Annotated in this window: 25 protein-coding genes; 14 read left to right on the plus strand and 11 right to left on the minus strand. The window is 68.8% G+C overall.

The genetic code is table 11. The features are described 5' to 3' along the window. Positions 1-6: 6 nt before the first annotated feature. The 4 genes from cydD to hisC form a co-directional block, all read right to left on the minus strand. Positions 7-3,633, minus strand: coding sequence for a thiol reductant ABC exporter subunit CydD (gene cydD / locus ACTMTU_RS10945; RefSeq protein ID WP_441263288.1), 3,627 nt, complete (start codon positions 3,631-3,633; stop codon positions 7-9). A gap of 6 nt (positions 3,634-3,639) precedes the next feature. Beyond that, on the minus strand, positions 3,640-4,641 hold the full coding sequence (gene cydB / locus ACTMTU_RS10950; protein WP_441263289.1) for a cytochrome d ubiquinol oxidase subunit II: 1,002 nt from the start codon (positions 4,639-4,641) through the stop codon (positions 3,640-3,642). A 23-nt stretch (positions 4,642-4,664) separates the two neighbouring features. Continuing rightward, on the minus strand, positions 4,665-6,173 hold the full coding sequence (locus ACTMTU_RS10955; RefSeq protein ID WP_441263290.1) for a cytochrome ubiquinol oxidase subunit I: 1,509 nt from the start codon (positions 6,171-6,173) through the stop codon (positions 4,665-4,667). A gap of 251 nt (positions 6,174-6,424) precedes the next feature. Then, positions 6,425-7,504 (minus strand): histidinol-phosphate transaminase, encoded by a 1,080-nt coding sequence (hisC, locus tag ACTMTU_RS10960; protein WP_441263291.1) that lies wholly within the window; start codon positions 7,502-7,504, stop codon positions 6,425-6,427. A 402-nt stretch (positions 7,505-7,906) separates the two neighbouring features. Here hisC and ACTMTU_RS10965 point away from each other — a divergent pair, with 402 nt between their 5' ends. The 3 genes from ACTMTU_RS10965 (at position 7,907) to ACTMTU_RS10975 (ending at position 11,271) form a co-directional block, all read left to right on the plus strand. Next, entirely contained in the window at positions 7,907-9,019 is a 1,113-nt protein-coding gene (locus ACTMTU_RS10965) for a LacI family DNA-binding transcriptional regulator (protein ID WP_364587152.1), read from the plus strand. 181 nt (positions 9,020-9,200) lie between these two features. Next, on the plus strand, positions 9,201-10,298 hold the full coding sequence (locus ACTMTU_RS10970; RefSeq protein WP_441263701.1) for a metallophosphoesterase: 1,098 nt from the start codon (positions 9,201-9,203) through the stop codon (positions 10,296-10,298). 145 nt (positions 10,299-10,443) lie between these two features. Beyond that, positions 10,444-11,271, plus strand: a complete 828-nt coding sequence (locus ACTMTU_RS10975; RefSeq protein WP_441263292.1) for a hypothetical protein — start codon at positions 10,444-10,446, stop codon at positions 11,269-11,271. Between the two features lie 547 nt (positions 11,272-11,818). Here the strand turns inward: ACTMTU_RS10975 and ACTMTU_RS10980 are convergent. Beyond that, positions 11,819-12,337: a DUF5994 family protein gene (locus ACTMTU_RS10980; RefSeq protein ID WP_441263293.1), complete on the minus strand. Its 519-nt coding sequence runs from the start codon at positions 12,335-12,337 to the stop codon at positions 11,819-11,821. Positions 12,338-12,635: 298 nt separating this feature from the next. Here ACTMTU_RS10980 and ACTMTU_RS10985 point away from each other — a divergent pair, with 298 nt between their 5' ends. From ACTMTU_RS10985 to ACTMTU_RS11000, 4 genes are all read left to right on the plus strand, one after another. After that, positions 12,636-13,211, plus strand: coding sequence for a DUF5994 family protein (locus ACTMTU_RS10985; RefSeq protein WP_441263294.1), 576 nt, complete (start codon positions 12,636-12,638; stop codon positions 13,209-13,211). Between the two features lie 4 nt (positions 13,212-13,215). Next, positions 13,216-13,539, plus strand: a complete 324-nt coding sequence (locus ACTMTU_RS10990) for a hypothetical protein (protein ID WP_441263295.1) — start codon at positions 13,216-13,218, stop codon at positions 13,537-13,539. Further along, positions 13,536-13,814 (plus strand): hypothetical protein, encoded by a 279-nt coding sequence (locus tag ACTMTU_RS10995; RefSeq protein WP_441263296.1) that lies wholly within the window; start codon positions 13,536-13,538, stop codon positions 13,812-13,814. Before ACTMTU_RS10990 ends, ACTMTU_RS10995 begins: the two co-directional genes overlap by 4 nt. Positions 13,815-14,252: 438 nt before the next feature. After that, on the plus strand, positions 14,253-15,494 hold the full coding sequence (locus ACTMTU_RS11000) for a PP2C family protein-serine/threonine phosphatase (protein WP_441263297.1): 1,242 nt from the start codon (positions 14,253-14,255) through the stop codon (positions 15,492-15,494). 341 nt (positions 15,495-15,835) lie between these two features. Here ACTMTU_RS11000 and thiC read toward each other — a convergent pair whose 3' ends face one another. Beyond that, the gene (gene thiC, locus ACTMTU_RS11005; RefSeq protein ID WP_441263298.1) at positions 15,836-17,626 is read right to left on the minus strand and encodes a phosphomethylpyrimidine synthase ThiC; all 1,791 of its coding nucleotides are present in this window, start codon (positions 17,624-17,626) and stop codon (positions 15,836-15,838) included. 196 nt (positions 17,627-17,822) lie between these two features. Between thiC and ACTMTU_RS11010 the strand changes: the two genes are divergently transcribed. Then, positions 17,823-19,157, plus strand: a complete 1,335-nt coding sequence (locus ACTMTU_RS11010; RefSeq protein ID WP_441263299.1) for a YibE/F family protein — start codon at positions 17,823-17,825, stop codon at positions 19,155-19,157. A gap of 29 nt (positions 19,158-19,186) precedes the next feature. Here ACTMTU_RS11010 and ACTMTU_RS11015 read toward each other — a convergent pair whose 3' ends face one another. The 4 genes from ACTMTU_RS11015 to ACTMTU_RS11030 all read right to left on the minus strand — a co-directional run bounded on the left by ACTMTU_RS11015 (position 19,187) and on the right by ACTMTU_RS11030 (position 21,433). Then, a complete protein-coding gene (locus ACTMTU_RS11015; protein WP_441263300.1) occupies positions 19,187-19,621 on the minus strand; it encodes an SsgA family sporulation/cell division regulator in 435 nt (144 codons plus the stop codon). Between the two features lie 135 nt (positions 19,622-19,756). Beyond that, entirely contained in the window at positions 19,757-20,524 is a 768-nt protein-coding gene (locus ACTMTU_RS11020) for an IclR family transcriptional regulator (protein ID WP_441263301.1), read from the minus strand. A 250-nt stretch (positions 20,525-20,774) separates the two neighbouring features. Next, positions 20,775-20,987: a DUF5326 family protein gene (locus ACTMTU_RS11025; protein ID WP_441263702.1), complete on the minus strand. Its 213-nt coding sequence runs from the start codon at positions 20,985-20,987 to the stop codon at positions 20,775-20,777. 128 nt (positions 20,988-21,115) lie between these two features. Then, positions 21,116-21,433, minus strand: a complete 318-nt coding sequence (locus ACTMTU_RS11030; RefSeq protein WP_441263302.1) for a cupin domain-containing protein — start codon at positions 21,431-21,433, stop codon at positions 21,116-21,118. A gap of 51 nt (positions 21,434-21,484) precedes the next feature. Here ACTMTU_RS11030 and ACTMTU_RS11035 point away from each other — a divergent pair, with 51 nt between their 5' ends. From ACTMTU_RS11035 to ACTMTU_RS11055, 5 genes are all read left to right on the plus strand, one after another. After that, positions 21,485-21,862, plus strand: coding sequence for a phage holin family protein (locus tag ACTMTU_RS11035; RefSeq protein ID WP_441263303.1), 378 nt, complete (start codon positions 21,485-21,487; stop codon positions 21,860-21,862). 7 nt (positions 21,863-21,869) lie between these two features. Next, on the plus strand, positions 21,870-22,367 hold the full coding sequence (locus ACTMTU_RS11040; protein ID WP_441263304.1) for a low molecular weight protein-tyrosine-phosphatase: 498 nt from the start codon (positions 21,870-21,872) through the stop codon (positions 22,365-22,367). Continuing rightward, a complete protein-coding gene (locus ACTMTU_RS11045) occupies positions 22,364-23,530 on the plus strand; it encodes a cystathionine gamma-lyase (RefSeq protein WP_441263305.1) in 1,167 nt (388 codons plus the stop codon). Before ACTMTU_RS11040 ends, ACTMTU_RS11045 begins: the two co-directional genes overlap by 4 nt. A gap of 191 nt (positions 23,531-23,721) precedes the next feature. Continuing rightward, positions 23,722-24,612, plus strand: coding sequence for a LysR family transcriptional regulator (locus tag ACTMTU_RS11050; protein ID WP_441263306.1), 891 nt, complete (start codon positions 23,722-23,724; stop codon positions 24,610-24,612). A 61-nt stretch (positions 24,613-24,673) separates the two neighbouring features. Then, positions 24,674-25,153 carry an NUDIX domain-containing protein gene (locus ACTMTU_RS11055; protein WP_441263307.1) on the plus strand — a complete coding sequence of 160 codons (480 nt, stop codon included), beginning with the start codon at positions 24,674-24,676 and terminating at the stop codon, positions 25,151-25,153. A gap of 14 nt (positions 25,154-25,167) precedes the next feature. On the opposite strand, the gene ACTMTU_RS11060 is transcribed toward ACTMTU_RS11055, so the two are convergent. Continuing rightward, entirely contained in the window at positions 25,168-25,809 is a 642-nt protein-coding gene (locus tag ACTMTU_RS11060) for an HAD family hydrolase (protein ID WP_441263308.1), read from the minus strand. A 77-nt stretch (positions 25,810-25,886) separates the two neighbouring features. Between ACTMTU_RS11060 and ACTMTU_RS11065 the strand changes: the two genes are divergently transcribed. Further along, the gene (locus tag ACTMTU_RS11065) at positions 25,887-26,432 is read left to right on the plus strand and encodes a DUF2269 domain-containing protein (RefSeq protein ID WP_441263309.1); all 546 of its coding nucleotides are present in this window, start codon (positions 25,887-25,889) and stop codon (positions 26,430-26,432) included.

A 26,432-nucleotide genomic window follows, 5' to 3' on the forward strand; every position in this document is an offset into this window, starting at 1 on the left:
CCGAGACTAATTAGTCCTATTTGACAGAGAAAGTCGGGTACCGATCCGGTCGGTGGCCTGCTCGCGTTCGAGCATCGTCCGCAGCGGTCCTTCGATCGCGGCAAGGTCCTCGTACGTCCCTCGCTGCACCGCACGTCCGGACTCCAGCACCACGATCTCGTCGACTGCCTCCAGGCCGCGCAGCCGATGGGTGATGAGTACGGCCGCCGGCGCCGTCGCGGTGGCGGCCGCCGGCCCCGTCCCGTCCTCGGCCGGGGCGGCTGTCGCCCCTTGGATGCCTCCCGGACGCGTCGCGTGCCTTTCCGTCGCCGCCAGCAGGTCGGCGGTGAGCGCGTCGGCCGTCGCCAGGTCGAGATGCTCGGCGGGCTCGTCCAGTACGAGTACGGGGAAGGCGGCGAGGAGCGCCCGCGCCAGGGCCAGCCTCTGACGCTGACCTCCGGAGAGCCGGGCGCCGTGCTCTCCGACGAGGGTGTCGAGTCCGTCGGGGAGGGCATCGACCCACTCCAGCAGGCGGGCGTCGTCGAGCGCTCTCCTCAGCTCCTCCTCCGTCGCGTCGGGGCGGGCGAGCCTGAGGTTCTCGCGTACGGAACTGTCGAAGAGGTGGGCGTCCTGGGCGCACAGCCCCACGAACCGCCGCACGGCGTCGCCTTCCATCTCACCGGCGGGCACACCGCCGAGGGTGTACGTCCCCGATCCGGCGTCCAGGAACCGGAGCAGCACCTGCGCGAGCGTCGTCTTCCCCGAACCGGAGACACCGACGACGGCGACGCGCTTCCCGGGGGTCAGCGTCAGGTCGAACCCGCTCAGCGCGTCCCGCCGCCGGCCCGCGTACCGGGCGCCGATCCCGCGGAGCTCCAGCGGGAAGGCCGTGGCGGGCGGGGCGGCCGGCTCGGCGGGCTCCCGTACGGGAACGGGCGTGTCGATGACCTCGTACACCCGTTCCGCGCTGCGTGCGACCCGCCGCCGGTACTGCACCGCGACAGGCAGGACGGAGACCGCTTCGAAGGCGGCAAGCGGTGTGAGCACGACGACCGCCAGGCTGGTCCCGTCGAGACGCCCCGCCACCACCGCCTGTACACCGACGAGTGCGGCACCCACCACGGTCAGGGAGCAGACGAGGGCGGAGAGCCCACCTCCGAGCGCGGTGGCGGCGGACTGGCGTGCCGCGATGCGGGTCAGTGCCCGGTCGGCGTCGCGCGCCGCCGAGAGACGCCGCGGCAACGCGCCGGCGACGGTCAGTTCGGCCGTTCCCCGCAGCAGATCGACGACCCTGGTCGCCAGTAGGCCGCGGGCCGGGGCGAGTTGCCGTTCGGCACGCCGGGCGATCGTTCCGCTGATCAGCGGGACGCCCACTCCGGCCACGAGCAGCCCGACGGCGAGGACCAGGCCGGCCTCGGGCAGCAGCCAGGTGGTGAAACCGACCGATCCCGCGCCGACCATTACGGCCGTTCCGGCAGGCAGCAGCCATCGCAGCCAGTAGTCCTGCAGCGCGTCCACGTCGGCGACGAGCCGGGACAGCAGGTCACCGCGCCTGGTCCGGCCGAGTCCGGCGGGCGCGATCCGTTCGAGCCTGCGGTACACCGCGACGCGCATCTCGGCCAGCATCCGCAGTACGGCGTCGTGGGACACGAGCCGCTCCGCGTAGCGGAAGACGGCCCGACCGATGCCGAAGGCCCGGGTGGCCGTCACGGCCACCATCAGGTGAAGCACCGGAGGCTGTTCGGACGCACGGGAGATGAGCCATCCCGACACGGCCATGAGCCCGACCGCCGAGCCGAGAGCGAGACTGCCCAGCAGCAGGGCCAGTACGAGCCGTCCGCGCAGGTGACGCGCGGCCTCCCGTACGCGTACCAGCGGCTGACGTGCCTGCGTGCCCGGAGCCCGGGCCGGGGCCGGACCTTCCGACGACGTCGGATCAGCCGCACTCGATGCCGCCGCCCCCCTGCCGGCCGGCACCGCCGGTGCACCGGGTTCCGCGTCCTGCGGGGCTGCCGGCCGGGAGAGTGTGACGACCCGGTCCGCCACCGCCAGGAGCGCCGGGCGGTGTACGACGAGCAGCACGGTCCGCCCCTCGGCCAGCCGCCCCACCGCCTCGACGATGCCTTCCTCCGTGGCCCCGTCCAGCGCGGCCGTCGGCTCGTCGAGCAGCAGCAGCGGCCTGTCCGCGAGGAAGGCCCTTGCCAGCGCCAGCCGTTGCCGCTGGCCGGCGGAGAGACCGGCACCGTCCTCGCCGATCAGCGTGTCCGCCCCTTGGGGAAGGGCGGCGACGAATTCGTAGGCCCCCGCCTCCCGCAGCGCCCCCATGACGGCCGCGTCGTCCGCGTCCGGCCTCGCGAGCCGCACGTTCTCCGCGATCGTTCCGGCGAAGAGGTACGGCAGCTGGGGAACCCACGCGATCTGCCGCCTCCACCCCTCCATGTCCAGATCGGCCAGATCCGTGCCACCGACGCGTACGCGCCCTTCTGCCGGGTCCACGAAGCCCAGCAGCACGTCGAGCAGGGTGGATTTTCCGACGCCGCTCTCCCCGACAATGGCGACCGTCTCACCCGGCTCGACCACGAGCGACGTACGGCACAACGATGCTTCGCCACGGCCTTGGTGGCGAACCGTCACCCCGTCTACCTCCAGCCGGAGTGCGGCCGGGACGGGAGCTCCGCCGGACCGCCGCGGTGCGGTCTCGAGCACGTCGAAGATCTCCTCCGCCGCGGAGAGTCCCTCTGCGGCGGCGTGGAACTGGGCCCCCACCTGCCGGATCGGCAGATACGCCTCCGGCGCGAGGATGAGGATCACCAGTCCCGTGTACAGATCCAGATCGCCGTGGACCAGCCGCATACCGATCCCGACGGCCACCAGGGCAACCGACAGCGTCGACAGCAGCTCCAGCGCGAAGGACGACAGGAAGGCGATCCGCAGTGTCCGCATGGTCGCCCGGCGGTACTGGGTGGTGATGGCCCGGATGGACTCGGCCTGCGCCTTTGCCCGTCCGAACACCTTCAGTGTCGGCAGCCCCGCGACCACGTCCAGGAAGTGGCCGGAGAGCCGGGACAGCAGCCGCCACTGGCGGTCCATGCTCGACTGGGTCGCCCAGCCGATCAGCACCATGAAGGCCGGGATCAGCGGCAGCGTCACCACGATGATCGCGGCCGAGACCCAGTCCTCCGTCACGATCCGGGCGAGCACGGCGACCGGCACCACGACCGCGAGCCCCAGTTGGGGCAGGTAGCGCGAGAAGTAGTCGTCCAGCGCATCGACGCCTCGTGTCGCCAGCGCGACGAGCGATCCCGTGTTCTGCCCGCTCAGCCGGCCGGGCCCCAGCTCGGCGGCCCGCTCCAGGAGCCGGCGCCGGAGCTCGGACTTCACGGCGGCGCTCGCGCGGTGGGCGGCCAGCTCGGTCAGCCAGGAAACGGCCGCACGTCCGACCGCCACCGCCGCCAGCAGCGCCAGCGGTGTGCCCAGCTCCGAGACGGACAGCCCTCGCTGGAACGCTCCCACCACCACCTCGGCGACGAGCATCGCCTGGGCGATGACCAGGACCGCTCCGGCGATCCCGAGCACCACTACTGCGGCCAGGAAGCGGCGGGTCGCGTGCGCGTACCGAAGCAGCCGCGGGTCGATCGGTTTCACGTGAAACATCCCCCGCTAGTGCGCATCGGCGATGTGCTGGGTGCCGATCCGCTTGCGGAACACCCAGTAGGTCCACCCCTGATAGAGCACCACCAGGGGGGCAGCAATAGCCGCGCACCACGTCATGATCTTGAGGGTGTACGGGCTGGACGAGGCATTGGTGACGGTCAGGCTCCACGCCTCGTCGAGGGAGGAAGGCATCACGTCAGGGAAGAGCGCCAGGAACAGCATCGCCACCGAGGTGGCGATGGTCACGCCCGAGAGGGCGAACGACCAGCCCTCCCGGCCCGCCTTCACCGCGAGGACCGCTACGGCCAGCGCCAGCACCGCCACGATCAGTGCCACCAGGCTCTTGCCGTCCCCGCGCGCCGCCTGGGTCCACAGCAGGAAGCCGAGCGCCGGGACCATGGTGAGCACCCCCAGCTTCACGGCCAGTGCCCTGGCGCGGGTCCTGATGTCCCCCACCGTCTTCAGCGCCGCGAAGACCGCGCCGTGGAAGGTGAACAGCGTGAGCGTCACCAACCCGCCGAGCAGCGCGTACGGGTTGAGGAGGTCGAGGAGACCGCCGACGTACTCCTTGTTCTCGTCGATCTTCACGCCACGCGTGATGTTCCCGAAGGCGACGCCCCACAGGAAGGCCGGCAGCAACGAGGTCCAGAAGATCGCGTGCTCCCAGTTGGTCTGCCAGCGCTCCTCCGCCCGCTTGTGCCGGTACTCGAACGCGACGCCTCGCACGATCAGGCAGACGAGGATCAGCAGCAGTGGCAGATAGAAGCCCGAGAAGAGGGTGGCGTACCACTCGGGGAACGCGGCGAACGTGGCACCGCCCGCTGTGAGCAGCCAGACCTCGTTGCCGTCCCAGACCGGGCCGATGGTGTTGATCAGCACACGGCGCTCGGTGCGGTCCCTCGCCAGCAGCTTGGTGAGGACACCGATCCCGAAGTCGAAGCCCTCCAGGAAGAAGTAGCCGATCCACAGGACGGCGATGAGTATGAACCAGACGTTGTGGAGTTCCATGCCTCAGCAGCTCCTCAGCGGACTCAGTACGAGAAGGCCATCGGCCGGTCGGCGTCACGGTCGTCGCCGCCGATCTTGGTGGGTGGGGTCAGGTCGGCCTCGGTGAGTTCGGGCGGCCCGGCCTTGACGTACTTCACGAGCAGCCTGACCTCGATCACCGCGAGCACGGCGTAGAGCAGGGTGAAGACGGTCATCGAGATGAGAACCTCACCCTGGGAGACACCGGGGGAGACCGCGTCGCGCGTACGCAGCACGCCGTAGACGACCCACGGCTGCCTGCCCATCTCGGTGAAGATCCAGCCCCAGGAGTTGGCGATCAGGGGGAAGGCCATCGTCCACAGCGCGATGAGCCAGTACCACCGGCCCAGACGAGGGCTGAGCGCCTTGTTCCTGAAGAGCACCAGATTTGGGACCTCGTCCTCGCCCGTGCGCAACGCGGCGGGCAGCAGGAACTTTCTGCGGGTCAGCCAGAGCCCGATCATCCCGATGGTGAGCGAGGCCATGCCGAAGCCGATCATCCAGCGGAAGCCCCAGTAGGCCACCGGGATGTTGGGCCGGTAGTCGCCGGGCCCGTACGTCTCCTGGAGCTGCTCGTTGACGTCGTTGATGCCGGGGACGTGGGAGTCGAAGTCGCTGTGCGCGAGGAAGGACAGCAGGCCCGGGATCTCGACCGCCACCTTGTTGTGGCCCTCGTCGACGTCGCCGTAGGCGAAGACCGAGAACGGCGCGGGTGCCTCGCCGTCCCAGAGGGCTTCGGCAGCCGCCATCTTCATGGGCTGCTGCTCGTACATGACCTTGCCCAGCAGGTCACCGCTGACAGCGGTCATCAGACCGGCGACCGCGACCGTGACCAGGCCCACCCGCAGGGACGACCTCATGACGGGGATGTGCTTCCGGCGCGCCAGGTGGAAGGCCGATATGCCCGCCATGAAGGCGCCTCCGACGAGGAAGGCCGCCGTCATGGTGTGGAAGAACTGGGTGAGCGCGGTGTTCTGGGTCAGGACCAGCCAGAAGTCGGTGAGCTCGGCCCGTCCGCGCTCCTCGTTGATCCGGTAGCCGACCGGGTGCTGCATCCAGGAGTTGGCCGCCAGGATGAAGTAGGCGGAGAGGACCGTGCCGATCGAGACCATCCAGATGCAGGCCAGGTGGATCTTCTGCGGCAGCTTGTCCCAGCCGAAGATCCACAGACCGATGAACGTGGACTCGAAGAAGAAGGCGATCAGCGCCTCGAAGGCGAGCGGGGCACCGAAGACGTCACCGACGAAGCGCGAGTAGTCGGACCAGTTCATCCCGAACTGGAACTCCTGGACGATGCCCGTGACGACGCCCATGGCGATGTTGATCAGGAAGAGCTTTCCCCAGAACTTGGTGGCCCTGAGGTACTTCTCCTTACCCGTGCGCACCCATGCGGTCTGCAGGCCGGCGGTGAGTGCCGCGAGCGAGATCGTGAGGGGGACGAACAGGAAGTGGTAGACGGTGGTGATGCCGAACTGCCATCGCGCCAAGGTCTCTGGCGCCAGAGCGAGGTCCACGTCGTCTCTCCTTACGTCGCCGTGGTCACAGCGGGAGCCGTCCCCTCCCTTCGGCTGATTCCGGGAGCAACCGGGACGCGCTTGTGAACGCGTTCACATTCACAAGCATTATTGCGCACAGCCATTCGGACACTTTGACCGGGGGTGCCCCTTGCGCAGAGAACCCCCGCGAGCAGAGCGCTCGCGGGGGCCCGAAGATCTTGCCTGGTCAGACCGCCTGCCGCCCTCCAGGGGCGTCGGGCGGCCCGGCGTCAGGAGTCCTTGCGGAACATCTCCGCCGTGTGCAGAAACACATCGTTCGCCTCGCACTCACCGATGGTCACGCGCACACCCTCGCCCGCGAACGGCCGGACGACCACGCCGGCCTTCTCGCACGCGGCGGCGAACTCGAGCGTGCGGTCGCCGAGGCGCATCCAGACGAAGTTCGCCTGCGTCTCGGGCACCGTCCAGCCCTGCTCGACCAGGGCATGGTGCACCCGGGCCCGCTCCGTGACCAGGCTGCCGACCCGCCCCAGCAGCTCGTCCTCGGCGCGGAGCGAGGCCACCGCCGCGTCCTGCGCGAGCTGGCTGACACCGAAGGGGACCGCCGTCTTGCGCAGCGCCGCGGCCACCGGCTCATGGGCGACCGCGAAGCCGACCCGCAGCCCCGCCAGCCCGTACGCCTTGGAGAAGGTGCGCAGCACCGCGACGTTCGGCCGCTCACGGTAGATCTCGAGTCCGTCGGGGACGTCGGCGTCGCGGATGAACTCCCGGTACGCCTCGTCGAGCACCACCAGTACGTCCGAGGGCACGCGGTCCAGGAACCGCTCCAGCTCGGCCCGCCGCACGACGGTGCCGGTCGGGTTGTTCGGGTTGCAGACGAAGATGAGGCGGGTCCGGTCGGTGATCGCCTCCGCCATGGCGTCGAGGTCGTGCACCTCCCCCTCGGTCAGCGGGACCTGCACGGAGGTCGCTCCGCTGATCTGCGTGATGATCGGGTACGCCTCGAAGGAGCGCCAGGCGTAGATCACTTCGTCGCCGGGTCCGGAGGTGGACTGCAGCAGCGACTGCGCCACACCGACGGAGCCGGTGCCCGTCGCCAGGTGGGTCACCGGCACGCCGAACCGGTCCGCGAGCTCATTCATCAGCCCGGTGCAGGCCATGTCGGGGTAGCGGTTGAAGTTCTGCGCCGCGGCGATCGCGCTCTCCATCACGCCGGGCAGCGGCGGATACGGGTTCTCGTTGGAGGACAGCTTGTAGGCGACCGGGCCGCCGGCCGCCGCGGGCCTGCCCGGCTTGTATGTGGGGATGCCGTCCAGCTCGGCGCGCAGCTTGGGGCTCGTCTCGCTCACCGCAGGTCCTCCTCGACCGTCCGTGCACATCGGTACTCAACCAATACTGCTCACCTTATGAGGATTCACCTCCGCTGCGAATGGCCGGAGGCACGGAACCTCGCGAACCTCTCGGGGTGGGCTTTCCGAGGACCGATCCGGGGGGAGCGCTCGCGACCGTGGCGCGCGCCGGTGGCTCGCGCCGTGGCGCGCATCCCCCGTAGTGATGAGTTGAGACCTCTTCGAGACATGGAGCCTTCGCCAGGCCCCGGCGGCCTGGCACCCGACACTCCATTGTGCTGACCTTCAACTCCCGCACTTTCCAAGGGAGTCGACTCTAAATGATCATGCAGAAACGTGCCTGTCAACGTGCGCATATGCGACCGGCCGTCCCACCTGCGCGAGCCCTACTATCGGCACGCCATGACAGCAGCAGGGAAGCATCAGGTGAGCCGGACGGACACATCCCGCCGGAGCGGTAGGCAAGGCCGGGCAGGCATCAGGGACGTGGCCGCCGCGGCCGGGGTCTCCATCACGACCGTCTCCGACGCCCTCAACGGCAAGGGCCGGCTCCCGGACGCCACCCGCCGACACGTCCGCGAGGTCGCAGACCGGCTGGGCTACCGCCCTTCCGCCGCGGCCCGCACCCTCCGTACCGGAAAGTCGGGCTTAATCGGCCTGACCGTGACGACGTACGGGGATGAACCTTTCACCTTCACGGAGTTCGCGTACTTCGCCGAGATGGCCAGAGCCGCGACCTCGGCCGCGCTCGCCCGCGGCTACGCACTCGTCATTCTGCCCGCCACCTCACGACACGACGTCTGGTCGAACGTCGCCCTCGACGGCACGGTCGTCATCGACCCCTCCGACCACGACCCGGTCGTCACCGAGCTGGTACGCCAAGGACTGCCCGTCGTCTCCGACGGCCGCCCCGCAGGCACCCTCCCGGTCACCGCCTGGGTGGACAACGACCACGAAGCCGCCGTACTCGATCTGCTCGACCATCTCGCCGCCGCCGGGGCCCGCCGCATCGGCCTGCTGACCGGCACGACCACCGACACGTACACCCGGCTGTCCACGACCGCCTACCTCAACTGGTGCGAACGCGTCGGCCAGGACCCCGTCTACGAGTCCTACCCCGCGCACGATCCGTGCGCCGGCGCCGTCGCCGCCGACCGGCTGCTCGCCCGGCCGGACCGGCCCGACGCCGTGTACGGGCTCTTCGACCCCAACGGCACCGATCTGCTGGCCGCCGCCCGCAGGTACGGCCTGCGCGTCCCCGACGATCTGCTCCTCGTGTGCTGCAGCGAGTCCACCGTGTACGCCACCACGGAGCCCCCGATCACCACGCTCTCGCTCAAGCCGCGCAGAATCGGCACGGCGGTCGTCCAGTTGCTGATCGACGCGATCGAGGGAATCGACGAGGACCGGCCGGTCGAGCAGGTGATACCGACCGAACTGATCGTCAGGACCTCGTCGCAGCGCCGTCCTCCGCGGACAACCGTGAGCCCACCACGGTCTCCCTCGAAGAACTGAACCGTCCCCACAAAGGACTGGACCTTCCCAATTGGGACGAAACAACCTGCGAACCAGGGGTGCGCAAGGATTTCACCACCCCTGGTGCGTCACACACCGCCTGGCTCATTCCTATGATGGGCGAACGACACCGCGGACCACCCCGACCAGGCTGGGCCGAGAGGTGAACGGCGGCGCGACGGTGGTGGAGGGGTCGATGACTCAGGGGGCCGGTCAAGGACCCGTGGTCCGGACGGCGACGTTGCGCGATTTCCGCGTACCGCCGTACGCGCAGGTTCCCGTGCAGTCACACACAGCGGACCCGATCCATTCGGGCCATCCTGGCAACGCCTTCCCCGAGGGTGAACCGCCGGAGGGCTACACCCCCACCGCGCGCGACCTTCCCGTCATCGGCCGCGGCGGCCCGGGCGACACCGTGCAGATCCATGTCGACCCGGACGAGGCGCCCGCTCCCGACGGTCGGGGCCCGCTGTACGTCGTCGGCGACGTCCACGGCTACCTCGACGAGCTCGTCGCCGCCCTGGCGGCGAAGGGCCTCATCGACACCGAAGGTCACTGGGCCGCGGGCAACGCCCGGCTGTGGTTCCTCGGCGACTTCACCGACCGCGGTCCCGACGGGATCGGCGTCATCGACCTGGTCATGCGCCTTTCCGCGGAGGCCGCCGCTGCCGGCGGCTACTGCAAGGCCCTGATGGGCAACCACGAACTGCTGCTGATCGGCGCCAAACGCTTCGGGGACACGCCCGTCAACTCCGGTGCCGGCACCGCCACCTTCCAGGCCGCGTGGCTCCTCAACGGCGGCCAGAAGACGGACATGGACCGGCTGCAGGAGGTCCATCTGCAGTGGATGGCCAGGCTCGACGCGATCGTCGAGGAGGACAGCCACCTCCTGCTGCACTCCGACACGACCGCGTACCTCGATTACGGATCCACCATCGCGGACGTCAACGACACCGTGCACGCGGTCCTCACCCGGGGCGACGCGGACGAATGCTGGGACCTGTTCCGCAAGTTCACCAAGCGCTTCGCCTTCCGCGACGAGGGCGGACCGCAGGCGGCGCGCGAGCTGCTCTCCGCCTATGGCGGCCGGCGCATCGTCCATGGTCACAGCCCCATCCCGTACCTGCTGGGCGAGGTGGGCACCGAGGACGGCGAGGACGGCGACCGCCCGGTGGTCGAGGGTCCGCACGTCTACGCGGACGGGCTCGCCATCGCCATGGACGGCGGCGTGACCATGGCCGGAAAGCTTCTTGTCCAGCAGCTCCCCCTGACGGACTGAGCCGACTGCGGCGGGCGATTTACGGAAACCCCCTGTCACCCTGTGCCGTAACCGCTCTACCATCGGCGTATCCGTAGCAGACTCTCCTCCGTTTCCGCTCGACCGCCCGTCATACGGGCCGTCCGGCCCTACGGAGCATCGGGGGATGCACATGAAAAGCGCTCCGCACCTGCTGAACGAGGACCGCGCCGAGTACCAGCGGGTCCTCGACGAAGCACTGCGCAACGCCCATGAACGCCCTGACCTCGCAGCCGTGGGACTACGCCTCAACGCCGAACAGTTGCGCACCATGGCGCTCAACGCGACGGCACTGATAGCGGCCTCCGCCGCTGCCGAGTACGAGCATTACGTGAAAGTGCGCCGGGAGATGCGCACGTCGGCGGCCGCCTCGGCAAGCGGCTCCGTGCTGTCCCCCGCCGTCGGGCAGAGCGCCGACGGCGGCGGCGCCGGCTTCGCCGCCGTCATCGCGGTGCTCGCCCCCGTCCTCGCCGGGACGGCCGCGGCGATCTTCCTGCTCGTCGGCTACATCCTGAAGATGCTCAGCCCTACGCCGTCGTTCGCCGACGCCCTGCTGACGGCCGGGTGGTTCTTCGGCGCCCTCACGGCCGCCGCCATCCTGGTCGCCGCGGTGGGGCTGCTCCTGACGGCCCTGCGCAACGGTGCCGCCCAAGTGGCGGAAGAGGTGCCCGCCGGAGAGTTGCCGGACGAGGTTTCCAGAGCGAAGGAAGCCTGGCGCCACGCCCTCCTGGAGCGTGGCATCCTGCCGTTCCTGCGGGCAGCCCTTGCCGACCCGAGCGCCGATCCGGCGTCCACCGCACCACCGCGGCCGGTCAGCCGGATCCCCAAGATCGGGTTCAGCGGACCGGAGTTCTCCAGCCCGGCGGAGGGGTCGACCGCCGGGCAGCGGCCGACCTTCACCAGCCCGGACTTCACGAGCCCCGACTTCGGCGGCCCGGAACACCGACCGGACTGATGGACGAGACTGGAGAAGACCCGCAGGCCAAGCAGCCCGATCACCGTGGCCACGGCACCGGGAACGGGGGCGGCGCGCCAGCGGACCCTCCCGCCGAGCAGCAGACGCTTAGACCACCAGGGGGAACAGGACGGCGCTCACCGACGCGACGTCGAATACGTAGATCAGTCCGCAATCGGCGGGTACAGCCAGTTGTCCTGCGCCGCGAACTCCGCCGACTTCGCCGGCATCCCGGCCCGCGCCTCAGCGTCGCTGGTCAGCGGGTCGTCGCCGCCGACCCCTTCCCGGCCCTCAGCGGCCCTCGCGGTACTGCATACGGGACTTGGGCACCGCAGCCGGTCCGGATACGGCAAGGTCCGCCGCCCTGTCGTGGAGCCTTCAGCCACCGGTTACCGGACGCGGCGCTTTCCTGCGCGCCGGCGGCCCAGGCGTATGCGGAGGAAGACGAGGTCGGCGACGAGCAGCATCACCCCGATGATCAGCAGGTAGAACAGTCCCTCGGTCATCCACGATGATCAGTAGGAGAAAGAGAGCCATCCGTATCGCCTCATGTCGCGGTGTTCTGGCCCGTCTGCGGGTCCTCCATGACGATCGGGTGTGTCCCGCCGGTGCCGGTGTCGATGAGGATCTGCTCGGCCGTGGCGTTGTCGGCGCCGACAGCTCTGGCCATCGCGGCGCGTGCCGCGTCGGGCGTCGTGTCCGGTGGGATCACCAACAGGGAGAAGTGGTCTCGATCGCCTCGGGTAATGAGGACGGTGTCGTCGCCGACCGGGAAGGAGTCGATGTGGACGACCCGGTCGCCGATGATCAGACGTGTCGGTAGCTCCTCCCAGGCGCTGGCGTCCAGACCGACGCGGGTGACAGCTCCGAGATGCTCGGTCAACGCGGTGATCAGCACGGGAAGCTCAGCACCGATGTCGCGGGAACGCGGCCACCATGCGCCGTCGAGGATTCCCTCGCGGGCATGTGTCGTCTCCAGCCGCAGGAGGGCGGTTCCAGGTTTGACGTCTTTGTGGATCGCGTCCGGCAGAAGCTTCGGTTCACGCGGGGTTTCGGCGTCGGACATGGTGGGCTCACCCGTCTGCGGGACTCGGTAAGCGTTCGCTGATCGCCTGGGGCAACGTCGGCGCGCCTTCCGGTTTCAACGTACTCCGTGAGCCCACGCCCAGGCCTACCCGGGCGCTGCGGATGCGCACCCGGGTTCCGATGGAAGTCGCTGGTCAGGTGCGGGTTCACCCGACCGTGGCCGGAGTACAGTGGAGAAACCGGGAGTACTTCGCACACCGGCTCCCAGGTCGGTGTCGTTCTCGGCGGGCAACTAACACCGGGACGTCAAAGACAAGCCCCGGGGACAGGTCCGCGCCATGACCGCGACGATCGACCGTATGCCCATCAGTGAGCGCGTGACCTCACCACCGGCCCGCCTGTCTCTGACCCCGACGGGGTCGGTTCCAGGTCTGCTGGATGGTGCCTGGTGGCCTCGCTCTCGCGATCTTTCCCGTGAACTCCCCGCTCTCATCGACGTGCTGGACGCACGCTGGGGCCGGATCACGCGTGTCACGGTGAACCCGACCCACTGGCCCAAGATCCCGCGCAAGGTGCCCGTGGCCGGGCATACGGTGCACGTGGGCTGGTTCGCCGACGAGCAGGACCCGCACAAGCTGATCCTCCTCTCCTACACCACCGGCCGCTGGGACCTACTGGTGATCCCGCCGGAGACCGACGCGGCTGCCGCCGCCCGGCTGATGGCCACCGCAACCACCCCCGGCGGGCTCGCCAGCGCCAGCGCTCTGATGACGAACGAGAACACCTCCCGTGAGGCGAGGGAGTCGCTCGACCGGGAAGAGGAGTGGGAGACCGAAGGCGGGCACGCCTCAGGAGCGGCCGAGAACCCGAACCCGAACCCGCCCGGATCCATAAGCTCCGCCCGAGGGAGGTGAGGACATGGAAATCGCCATCACCGTGTCCGCGATCATCGCCATGATCATCATCGGGGTGCTGCTCATCCATCGGCTCAACGGCCGGCACGACGAACGGATCGCAGCATTCCACTACGGCGACGCCCTGCCGGGAATCGGCCGACGGAGCCGGAATACCCCACACCGGAAGAACATGCCGGGTCGCCCGCCGTCCCCGCCAACCCGCTCGTCACCACTCAAGGCGAACACCGAGACGGGGCCGCCGATGGCGCCTGACCTGTCTCCTGACCGGGGCCGTGCCGGTGGGCGTGGCGCCAAGCGTCCGTCCACCGGCACGTCGTCCCGATGAAAGAAGCCAACTTGAAGCCAACGGAACAACCCCCCTCGGACGGGCGGGCCGAGGTGCGGATCGTCGCGGCATCCCCCGAGGCCGCCCGTCAGGTCGCAGAGGCACTCCGTCAACGCTTCGCCGCCACCGAACAGCGCAGCTACCCCGCGGGGAGCGACGGCGGAACCCGCCTCCACCTCACGGTGGACACGACGCACACGGCAAAGCGGGCACAGCCCTGGCTGGAAACCAGTCGACCCTCCGCGCAGGACCGCACACAGACGGACGAAGTCTGAGGAAAGGCAGGACCTGGCCGCAGCCTGCGCGTATCTCGCGGGCGACGGGCTCACCACGGTCGACTGCATGGTCACGCTGACGCAACACGGAATCCCGCTCAGGCCGATGAGGAGGAACGCGGCCGACACGGCGCCGAGCCTTTCCCGACGAAGGAATGCATTGCCTGAAGAGTCCCTTATGCCGGAGACACGGCATAGGCATAGCATTGTGCATGGGTCGGCGCACTTCTCACGTGCGACCGGCCTGGATGAGCGGCCCCGGTGTGCAAAACGCCGGGGCCGTTGCGCACGGTCGACGCGACGGTAGTGATCGAGCGGATCCTGGCAGCAAGGCATCGAAGCCCAGCACACGGCTACCCCGGGCGACCCACTCGTTGGAGACAGCCGGCGCGGCAGGCGAACGTGAAAGCAGGGCTGGTGACGTGAAAGGGCGCTTCTATGGCGGAGGGCGATCGGCAGCCCGGCAAGGACAGGGTGGACCGGTCGGAGGGGTTCGGTGAGCGGCTGTTGGGGGTGCTGCTGGACCGGGCACACGAGATGCCGCCGCAGCTGATCGCCCCGCTGATCGCGGAAGAGGTGGCCCGGGTCGGTGGCCGGGACATCTCGATCCTCCTGCAGGACTATGCACAGCTCCTGCTCATGCCGCTGCCGGGCAGGGGGCTGAGCGTCGGTGAGCCTGAGCCGATCGGTGACTCCCATGCCGGCATGGCCTTCCTGAACGCGGCCCCTGTCGAGGTACCGCAGGCCGATGGCGTTCGGATGTATCTGCCGTTGCTGGACGGCAGCGACCAGGTGGGAGTGTTGGTCCTCACCCTGGTGACCGTCGATGACGACGACCGGCGTCTGCTGCGCAGGCTCGCCGGGCTGATCGCCGACATGCTGGTCACCAAGCACAGCTACACCGACCAGTTCTTCCTCACCCGGCGCCGTGAACCCATGAGCGTGGCCGCGGAGATCCAGTGGTCTCTGCTCCCGCCGCTGGCGATGTCCGTCCCCCAGGTCGCGGTGGCCGGAATCCTGGAGCCCGCCTACAACGTCGCCGGCGACAGCTTCGACTACGCACTCAACGACGACATCCTGCACGTGGCCGTGCTCGATGCGATGGGCCACGGCCTCAACGCCGCCACGATGGCCACCGTCGCCATCGGCGCCTACCGGCACTCCAGACGGGCCGGTATCGGCCTGTCGGAGATCTATGCGTTCATGGACCGGGCCATCGCCGAGCAGTTCGGCCCCGAACACTTCGTCACCGCGCAGATGATGCGTCTGAACATCGCAACGGGCCACCTGCAGTGGGTCAACGCGGGTCACCCCGCACCACTGCTGATCCGCAACCACCAGGTCCTGCGCCGGCTGGATGGCCCCACCACCTTCCCGGTCGGTTTCGGAGGTGAGAAGCCCCAGGTCAGCGAGGAGATGCTCCTGCGCGGCGACCGGGTGCTGTGCTTCACCGACGGCCTGATCGAGGAGCACGAAGCCGGCGGAGAGGAGTTCGGCGAGGAACAGCTCATCCACGGGGTCAACCGCATCGAGCAGACCGGGGAGGGAGTGCGGGCGGTGGTGCGCTCGCTCTCCCACGCCCTGAAGGAGGAACGGGGCGGGAGCACCAGTGACGACGCGACCCTGTTCCTCATCGAGTGGCGAGGGGGCGCCGCCGACCACCTCGCCATCCTGGAGTGAGCCGACAGCCGCCCCATCGTTGAAGGAGCCGATGCGCGCAGGCCCGCAGTCCGAACGGGTCCTCAGAGCACCGGAACTTGCGAGGTAACAGGCCAAACTCGCTGAACGATCGGGGCGAGCCAACACGTTCGTCGTGCCTGAATTGATCGGCGGTTCATGGACGGTGACCCTGAAGCTCGGCGACTCCCCGGTCCCGCGAACGCGTCGGCCTGCGCCGGTCACAATGGCCCATAAGAGGTCGCCGCCCGGTTCGTGCCACCAGAGTGTGTCCTGCCGCAGCGCGGTTCAAAGACGACAGCGTCCCCCGGAGCGTATGCCGAGGGACGCTGAACGTCAGAAGATCAGGTCGCGATAGGCAGGTAGACGCGGTGGCCGGCCTCCGCGAACTCCTTCGACTTGGCGAGCATGCCCGCTTCGACCTCATCGTCACTGGTCATGGCGAGATCCGGGGCGAACCGCTCTGTGATGCTTCTACTGATCTTCATCGAGCAGAACTTGGGACCGCACATCGAGCAGAAGTGCGCGGTCTTCGCCGGTTCGGCCGGCAGCGTCTCGTCGTGGAACTCCCTGGCCGTGTCCGGGTCGAGGGCCAGATTGAACTGGTCCTCCCACCGGAACTCGAAGCGCGCGTCGGAGAGTGCGTCGTCCCACTCCTGGGCACCCGGGTGCCCCTTGGCGAGGTCCGCCGCATGCGCGGCGATCTTGTAGGTGATGACGCCGGTCTTCACGTCGTCACGGTTCGGAAGGCCCAAGTGCTCCTTGGGTGTCACGTAGCAGAGCATGGCCGTGCCCCACCAGGCGATCATGGCCGCTCCGATGCCGGAGGTGATGTGGTCGTAGGCGGGGGCCACATCGGTGGTGAGCGGACCGAGGGTGTAGAACGGCGCCTCCTCGCAGATCTCCTGCTGGAGGTCGATGTTCTCCTTGATCTTGTGCATCGGGACGTGACCGGGGCCTTCGATCATCGTCTGAACATTGAAACGCTTGGCGATCGAGTTGAGCTCCCCGAGCGTCTTCAACTCGGCGAACTGCGCTTCGTCGTTGGCGTCCGCGATCGAGCCGGGCCGCAGGCCGTCACCGAGGGAGTACGTCACGTCGTACGCGGCGAGGATCTCGCAGAGCTCCTCGAAGTGCTCGTACAGGAAGGACTCCTTGTGGTGCGCGAGGCACCACGCCGCCATGATCGAGCCGCCGCGCGAGACGATGCCGGTCTTGCGGCGCGCCGTCAGCGGCACGTAGCGCAGCAGTACCCCCGCGTGGACCGTCATGTAGTCCACGCCCTGCTCGGCCTGTTCGATGACGGTGTCCTTGTAGACGTCCCAGGTCAGCTCCTCGGCCTTGCCGTCGACCTTCTCCAGTGCCTGGTACAGCGGCACGGTACCGATCGGCACGGGGGAGTTGCGCAGCACCCACTCACGGGTGGTGTGGATGTTGCGCCCCGTGGACAGGTCCATGACCGTGTCGGCGCCCCAGCGGGTCGCCCAGGTCATCTTCTCCACCTCCTCCTCGATGGAGGAGGTGACCGCGGAGTTGCCGATGTTGGCGTTGACCTTCACCAGGAACCGCTTGCCGATGATCATCGGCTCGATCTCCGGGTGGTTCACGTTCGCCGGCAGAACGGCCCGGCCGGCCGCGATCTCCTCCCGCACCACCTCGGGGGAGACGTTCTCGCGGATGGCGACGTACTCCATCTCCGGCGTGATCTCGCCCCGGCGGGCGTACGCGAGCTGGGTGACCGCCTGGCCGTCACGTCCGCGGCGGGGCTGGCGCGGGCGGCCGGGGAACACCGCGTCGAGGTTGCGCAGCCCGCCGCGCGGCGATGTGTGCTTGATTCCGTCGTCCTCGGGCCTGACCGGCCGCCCCGCGTACTCCTCGGTGTCGCCGCGGCCGATGATCCAGTTCTCCCGCAGCGGCGGCAGGCCGCGGCGTACATCGGTCTCGACGTTCGGGTCGGTGTACGGACCGGACGTGTCGTACAGGGTCACGTCCTTGCCGTTGGTGAGGTGCACCTTGCGGACCGGCACACGGAGGTCGGGGCGCGAACCCTCGACGTATCCCTTGTGCCAGCCGATGGACTTCTCGGCCTCGTCGTTCTGGTCCGAGGCAGGCGTGCGTGCGTCCGATACGGTCATGAGACCTACTCCCTACGCCGGCATTACCCGGTAACAGGTTCGGCGGTCGGCGCAGCTGTCCCGTACGGATGTACGAAGGTCAGCGCCCTCTCAGCCCGGTGCTCCGAGCTCCCGCGTGTGCAAAGGTGCCACCACGCTAGCGTCATATCTGGCGCGCTGAACAGAGGGCCCCTCCTGCTCTTGCGATGATCGGTCCGTGACCTCATCGCCGCAGCCCCCAGAACCGCACGGCCAGGCCCACAGTCATGCGCACAGTCATGGGCCCGCCGCGCCAGTCTCCAAGCACCTTCGCAAGGTCATCGCCGCTGTTCTGATCCCCTTCGCGACGGCTGTCCTCGTCGGGCTCGCCGTACTGTGGCCGGGGGGCGCACCCGGCCATGAGCGCACCGGTGTCGGCTTCGACCGCCAGACGGAGCAGGGCGAGGTGGTCTCCCTCGAGAGGGTCGACTGCAAGGACGTCAACGCCGCCCAGGTCCCGCCGACCGGCGACACCTCCACGCCGGAGGGCCGCGAGGCGGTCAACTCGCAGCAGGGCCAGTGCGCCAGGGCGACCGTCGAAGTGACCACGGGCAAGGACAAGGGCCGCACCTTCGTCGAGATCGTCCAGCCGGACGCGCCGCGGCAGTTGAAGGAGGGTCAGGGTGTGGTCGTCGCGTACGCCCCTGACGCGCCCCGCGATCTCCAGTACTCGGTGACGGACATCGACCGGGGATTCCCCATGGCGCTGCTGGCCGGGATCTTCGCACTCGTCGTGGTGCTCGTCGGTCGGATGCGCGGCGTCATGGCCCTGATCTCGCTCGCCGCCTCGTTCGCCGTGTTGACGCTCTTCATCCTGCCCGCGATTCTGCAGGGGTCCAATCCCCTGGTCGTGGCCGTGGTCGGGGCGAGCGCCATCATGCTGATCGCGCTCTACCTGTGCCACGGGGTGACCGCGCGGACCTCCGTCGCGGTGCTCGGCACACTGATCTCCTTGCTGCTGATCGGGCTGCTCGGCTCACTGTTCATCGGCTGGGCCAGCCTCAGTGGGAACACCGACGACAACACCGGTCTGATCCACGGCCTGTATCCCGAGATCGACATGAGCGGCCTGCTGCTGGCCGGCGTCATCATCGGCTCGCTCGGCGTTCTGGACGACGTGACGGTGACGCAGACCTCGGCCGTGTGGGAGCTGCATCAGGCGGACCCCGACATGGGGCCCCGGGCGCTCTACCGCTCGGCCATCCGTATCGGCCGCGACCACATCGCTTCCGTCGTCAACACGCTGGTGCTCGCCTATGCGGGCGCCGCTCTGCCGCTGTTGCTGCTCTTCTCCATCGCGCAGTCCAGCGTGGGCACCGTAGCCAACAGCGAGTTGGTGGCCGAGGAGATCGTACGGACGCTGGTGGGGTCGATCGGCCTGGTCGCGTCGGTGCCGGTGACCACCGCCCTCGCCGCCCTGGTGGTCTCCGCGGACCGCTCCGGTCCGGCGGGGCCGGGCAAGGAGAACGGGGCGCCGGTGCGGACGGGCAGGGGGCGGCGGCGCAAGGCGTGAGCGGACGGCGTGTGGCGGGGGCAGGCGCGTCAGCCGGCGTTCTCCTCGGCGAGGATGCGGCCGAGCGCTTCCTCCAGGCTGAGCTCAAGGTCACCCAGCGTGAGCTCCTGCCCCATCGGCAACAGCTTGTCCGTGCGGTCGAGGAAGGCGACCAGCGGCGCCGCTCCCGCCCTGAACAGTGCGGAATCCGCGCCGACGCGAAGCCTGATCATGACGTCCGACAGGCTTTCCGGTCCCACGGGCGCGATGTGCACATCACCGTCCCCGCTCGGCCCGTTGATCCCGTCGAGCAGCAGCTCCCGCCCGAATGCCCAGGTCACAGGCGCGTCACCGGGCAGGTGGAAGGTCATCCGCACCGCATACGGATCTCCTGTCTCGTAATCCAGTCCCACCGGAATCCGGAAGGAGAGTTCCTCGGAGACGAGGAACCTCATCAGAACCTCGGCCTGGACCGACTCGCACATCACATACCCCGCAGCAGATGAAGCAATGAATGAACCCGCACCGACAAAGCAGAAGGAAACGACCAGGAACGATCCCCCTAGACCCTCTTGACGCCATCGTGGTCGAAGGCCTAGCAGATCACAAGGAGTGATATTTCAGATACTGATAGAGAAGGCAAGTGACCCCAACAGCCCACCGATTCGGCTGCGCAACTGCTCAACTGCCGGAAGCAGCCTGGCCTCCTGGTCCAACGGGAGGGAAATGGCCATCGTTGCGGCATGGCGACCCACAGTGATCGGAATGGCGGCACAGACCGTGCCGAGTGCATATTCCTGCCGTTCCACGACGGGCTCCATGGACCCTCGCGCGGCGAGTCGCTCGAGCATCGTGCGCCCGTCACGCACCGTGTACGGCGTCACGGGCTGCACGGGATGGCGGCTCAGGTGGTCGCGGCGGGACGATTCGTCGAGTTGTCCGAGCAGGCACTGGCCCAGCGCATGTGCGTGTCCGGTCTCCCGGAAGTCGGCCAACTCGGGCACGGCGGGGGCGTACGGCGTGTCGGAGACCGCGACGATGTCGATCTCGCCCTCGCGGTAGACGGCGAAATAGACGGGGACACCGATCGCGTCCCGCCAGTGCGCGAGGGAGTCCTCGAGGGTGGTGCGTCGATCCTCCGGCGTACCGCCGACCAGACGTTCGACGGCGTCCCCGAGCGTGTACACACCGCTCCGCCGCCGCAGGTAGCCGTCGTGGGTCAAGGTCCGCAGCAGGTGGTAGGCGGTCGGCAGAGGGATCCCGGCCTCGCGTGCGAGCTGCTTCGCGGGAGCCCCGTCCGGATGTGCGCCGGCCGCTTCCAGCAGTCTCAAGGCACGCTGCACGGAGCTGATCAGGGTAGGTGCAGCGGCTTTCGTCGTCCCGGCCACAGGTCACCCCCAGGCATGGTGGCGGGCAGCACGCCCACCCGCGAGGGGGCCGCCCCCGCGCGGCCGCCGCAGCCCCGAGCCCTCGACAAGCATCGACCCCGGGACACCTACAGGTGCTGTTGGGAACGCCGGTGTTCCCAAGGGGCGGCAGAGGGCAGCCACATTAAACGGGAGGGCCTGACCGCGTACGCCGATTGCCCGGCCGTTCCCCCGGCCGGGCTAACGGCGGCACCCCTGGTGGGCCGTGCGGCTACCAGTCACCGCGTGAGCCGGCTGACGACATGAACTTCCTTACGACGAAGACGAGTCCGCCGACGAGGGCGACGAAGACCAGCAGCTTGAAGAGCAGCCCGATCACGAACCCGACGACGCTCGCGATGAGTCCACCGAACACGACCAGCGCGATCACAGGGATCGCCACCCACTTCACCCACCACGGCATCCCCGTGAGCATCTCCCGCACAGCCATCGTCCCTACCTCGTTTCTCCGGTTTGCCTGCCTTCGATGCTAGGCGGGCGGAAGCGTGGAACGGGGCCCGCGAGCCCTTGAACTCCCCTGACCGAACCCCTAGGGACCGGCAGGGTCGGCCGTCAGCTCTCAGGCGGAGAGAAGACCACCATGACCCGCAGGTCCTCGGTGATGTGGTGGAACTTGTGCGGGACCCCCGCCGGCACGTAGACGACGCTCCCGCGACCGACCTGCGTGGTCTCCATGCCCACGGTGATCGCCGCGCGGCCGCTGACCACGAAGTAGACCTCGTCCTGTTTGTGGGGCAGCTGGGGGTCGATCTCACCGGCGTCGAGCGCGTACAGGCCGACCGACATGTTCCGTTCCCGCAGGAACTGCAGGTATGCCCCGTCGTTCGCGGCGCGCTCCGCCTCGAGTTCGTCCAGCCGGAATGCCTTCATGCCTGTCCCGCCCCTGCACTCGGTCCGATCACGTCTGTCACGATCAGACACATGATGAATTTCCTAGTCAAGACGATCGCGAACGCCGGTGCCCTCTGGGTGGCCGTGTGGTTGCTGCAGGACATAACACTGACCGGTGACAGCACCGGCAAGAAGGCCTGGACCCTGGTCCTGGTCGCCCTTCTCTTCGGCCTGGTGAACTTCGTCGTCAAGCCCGTGGTGAAGCTGCTGACCCTGCCGTTGTTCATCCTCACCCTCGGTCTGATCACCCTGGTGATCAACGCTCTGATGCTGCTCCTCACCTCGTGGCTCGCCGACACGCTGGAGCTCGGGTTCCACGTCGACGGCTTCTGGACGGCGGTGCTCGGCGGCCTGATCATCTCCGTCGTCTCCTGGGCGCTGAACCTCGCCCTGCCCGACAAGGACTGATCGGCGCATGAACTCCCCTTATCGCGTCTGCTTCGTCTGCACGGGCAACATCTGCCGGTCGCCGATGGCCGAGGCGGTCTTCCGCGCCTTCGTCGAGGACGCCGGGCTCGGCCCCGTCGTGCGTGTCGACAGCGCCGGCACCGGTGGGTGGCACGAGGGGGACGGCGCCGACCCGCGTACCGTCTCGGTGCTGGAGGCGAACGGCTACCCCTCGAACCACTCCGCCCGGCAGTTCCGGGCGGAGTGGTTCGACGGCCTGGATTTGGTCATCGCGCTGGACGAAGGACATCTGCGGGCGCTGCGGAGGCTGGCACCGACGCCGGCGGACGCCGCCAAGGTACGGATGCTGCGCGCGTACGACCCCGCGCAGCCGGAGGACCTCGATGTCCCCGACCCTTACTACGGCGGCATGGACGGTTTCGAGGACTGCCTGGAGATGGTGGAGGCGGCGGGCAAGGCACTGCTCGACGCCGTGAGAACTGCACTTGAGGAGCGAGCGGCATGACAGGCACGACCCAGGGGGACGGCACCACGGCGGTACGGGCGGGGCTGCCCGAACCGGTGAAGTACGAACCGACCCTGCCCGGGCCCGTCTTCGCGGCTCACTTCCATCTGCCCGGTGAGCCGACGGGCCCCTACACCTACGGCCGCGACGAGAACCCGACCTGGACCCATCTGGAGCGGGCCATCGGTGAGCTCGAGGCGCCCGGAGAGGCCGTCGAGACCGTCACCTTCGCCTCCGGCATGGCGGCGATCTCCGCCGTGCTCATGTCGCAGCTGAAGGCGGGGGACGTCGTCGTCATGCCCGACGACGGCTATCAGGCCCTGCCTCTGGTGCACGAGCAGCTGCGCGCGTTCGGCATCGAGGTACGCACGGCGCCGACCGGCGGCGACGCCCAGGCAGCACTGCTGGAGGGGGCGCGCCTGCTGTGGATCGAGACGCCCTCCAACCCGGGACTCGACGTGTGCGACGTGCGGCGGCTCGCCGATCTCGCCCATGCGGCAGGCGCGCTCGTCGCCGTGGACAACACACTGGCCACCCCCCTCGGACAGCGTCCGCTCGAGCTGGGCGCCGACTTCTCGGTGGCCAGCGACACCAAGGGCATGACCGGCCACGGAGACATCCTGCTCGGGCACGTGACCTGCCGCGATCCGCAGCTCGCGGCCGGGGTGCGGCGCTGGCGCAAGATCGTCGGGGCGATCCCGGGACCGATGGAGGCCTGGCTCGCGCACCGGTCGCTCGCCACACTGCAACTGCGCGCGGACCGGCAGAGCGCGAACGCGCTGGCCGTCGCGCGGGCGTTGAGCGGCCGCGACGAGGTCAGCGGTCTGCGTCATCCCGGACTGCCGGACGACCCCTCGCACAAGATCGCCGCGCAGCAGATGCGGCGCTTCGGATGCGTCGTCTCCTTCAACCTGCCCGACCGCGCCCACGCGGAGCGCTTCCTCGACGGTCTGCGCCTGGTCGACGACGCCACCAGCTTCGGCGGGGTGCGCTCGACCGCCGAACGCCGAGGCCGTTGGGGCGGTGACGCCGTACCCGAGGGCTTCATCCGCTTCTCCGCCGGCGCCGAGGACGGCGACGACCTGGTGGCGGACGTGCTGCGGGCACTGGACGAGGCGGCCGCCGCGGCAGGGGACGTGCCCACGTCCACGCTCACCGGCTGAGCCTGGTGAACGGGCGGTCCGAGCCTCCCCCCTCATGGCTCGGACCGCCCTCGGCTCCTGCGCGCGAAGAACCGTGCCGACAAGGCTAGTTGACTCAGCGTCAGTGTCCAATCACGCTAGCGACAGAGACCTATCGACTTATTTATAGTTGGCCGGGTTCGGGGGCAACGTCGGATCGGGAAGGGCATGGCATGGATCTGGCCCTACTGCGCACATTCGTCACAGTGCACCGGGCCGGGTCGTTCACACGCGCCGCCGCACTGCTCGGACTCTCCCAGCCCGCGGTCACCGGTCAGATCCGCACACTGGAGCGGCAGCTCGGCCGGCCGCTCTTCCTTCGACAGGCGCGCGGCGTAACTCCAACCACCATCGGGGACGAACTCGCACACCGCGCGGCACCGCATCTGGACGCCCTGCTCGAGATAGCCGAAGTAGGTCTCGACACCGAGACCGGCATCCGCACGGTCCATCTCGCCGGGCCGCCCGAGTTCACCTCCGCGCGCGCACTTCCCGCGCTCACGCCCCTGATCGGCCAGGGATTCACCCTGCGCGCCTCCTTCGGGAACGCGGAGGAGGCCCTCGAAGGGCTCGCCGCGGGCCACCACGACCTCGCCATCGCCACCGCCCGGCCCCGTGGCCGGCTCCTCACCGCCACGCCGCTGTGCGACGAGGAGCATGTCCTCGTCGCGGCGCCCCGCTGGGCGGTCCACCTGGGGCCCTCTGTGTTACGCAAGGGGCATGTCGTCCTCGAACAGCTCCCTGTGGTCGAGGTCCATGAGTCCCTGCCGTTCGTCTCGAGGTACTGGCACTCCGTCTTCGATTCACGGCCGGCCGCAGCAGGCACCGTCATCGCGCCCGATCTGAGGGCCGCCCTGGAAGCGACCGCATCGGGGGCCGGGCTCGCCGTACTGCCGCGCTATCTGTGCGAGGACGCCCTCGAACGCGGTCGCATCGTCGCTCTCCTCGAACCACCCGTGCCCCCTCTGCGCACGTACTTCCTGGTCATACGCACCGGCACCCTCGCCCACCCCCATATCGCCCGGGCGCACGAAGCCTTGTTGCGCACCGCGGCCGAGTGGTGAACACACGGCGCAGAACGCCCACAGGAGTTTCAAGAGCGAAGACATGGGCCACTCTCTTGCCATGACCGAACGACCAGTGGTCAAGCGCACCGCACGCGCCATCCTGCTCGACGGGAACGACCTCATCCTGATCAAGCGGACCAAGCCCGGCGTGGATCCCTACTGGCTCACGCCCGGCGGCGGGGTCGAGTCCGAAGACGCCACCGTCGTCGACGCCCTCCACCGGGAGGTCGACGAGGAGCTCGGCGCCAAGATCACCGATGTCGTTCCGTGCTTCGTCGACACGGTCGAGCACATCGCCGACGGCGGCGTGACGGGGGTGAAGGTGCAGCACTTCTTCGTCTGCCGCCTGGAATCCATGGACCCCTCCTTGCGGCACGGCCCAGAGGTCGACGAACCCTGCGGAGGGTACGAGATCGTGCGCGTGCCGTTCAGCCGCGTCGGAATCGCCGCCGTCCATCTGGTGCCGCTGTCACTGCGGCACTATCTGGACGGCAACATCGAAGGCGTCAGGGCCATGCACGCACCCGACCTCGGCTGATCCTCCGGATCGAACTATCCGGCGCACCACACCAGTTCATACGCCTCACGAAGATCGCTTCCCACATAGGTGTGGCTGGCCAGTCCGGCGACGTGGTGGTCGGCGTTCACGGCCACCGCCGTGGGCACCGCCGCGAAGATCGCGGCATCCGACAGGGAATCCCCGTAGGCGACGCAGTCGTCCAGCCCCAGTCCGAAACCTGTGCAGAGCCGGTCGGCGATCTCCACCTTCGCGGCCGCGCTGAGGATGCCTGCCGGATCCACGGGCTGCGTGAAGGGAACGTCGGGGAATCGTGATCCATGGGCCGCGTGGGCGCCCCAGTCCAGCAGCCGCTCCACGAAGAACGACGGCGACAGGGAGATCACAGCACAGTAGTCACCACGCGACCGGATCTCGCTCCACACCTCCCGGATGCCCGTGAGCCAGGGAGCGGACTCGAAGGCAGCCGCCACATGGGCCTCGGTGAGATCCGTCCACAGAGCGTGGACCCGCACCGCGTACTCCGGCGGTCCGATCCTGCCTGCGATCAGGTCCCGCTCCACCTCACCGATCTCCTCCAGCAACCCGAGCTGGCGTGATATCTCGACCGGGGCCGCCGAGCCGCGGATCAGGGTGCCGTCCAGATCGAAGATGTGAAGCCTTGGCCGTCTGCTCATGTACGCCGAGGTTAGTACCCGTGGTTACTCCCGCTGTCAGACGCAGCAGGACCATGGCGACAGGCACCGTGTTTCACGTGAAACCACTCAAGCGTCCCGTTCGCCGGACCACACTCGTCGTCCATGTCGCCGCATCGGCCGGCTGGCTCGGTCTCACTCTCGGCCTGCTGGCCCTTGCGCTCGCGGCGTACACCTCGGAATCCGCTTCCATGGCCGAAGCGTCGTATCGATCGATGGAGGTCTTCGCCGACTGGCTGGTGCTGCCCTTGGCGCTGCTCACCCTGACCAGTGGCCTCGTGCTGTCACTTGGCACGCCGTGGGGACTGGCGCGCCATCGATGGGTGTTCATCAAGTTCTGGCTCACCCTTGCGACCACCACCGCGTCCGTCCTCGTGCTCCGCCCCGGGGTAGGCAGGGCAGCCGAAACCGTGGCCTCCGGCGGTGTTGTCGCGGAACCTCGCGACCTTCTGATGGGGCCGGCGGTCTCCCTGACCGCCTATGTGTTCATGACCGTCATCTCGGTCCTCAAGCCGTGGGGTCCCACTCGGCGCGGCCGCCGGCTCCGCGTCTCGACCAGTTCACGAAAAGTGGTGGACGAACGATCAACGCGTCAGACAGCCTGA

Source organism: Streptomyces sp. OZ13, assembly GCF_052068155.1.
Taxonomy (GTDB): Bacteria; Actinomycetota; Actinomycetes; order Streptomycetales; family Streptomycetaceae; genus Streptomyces.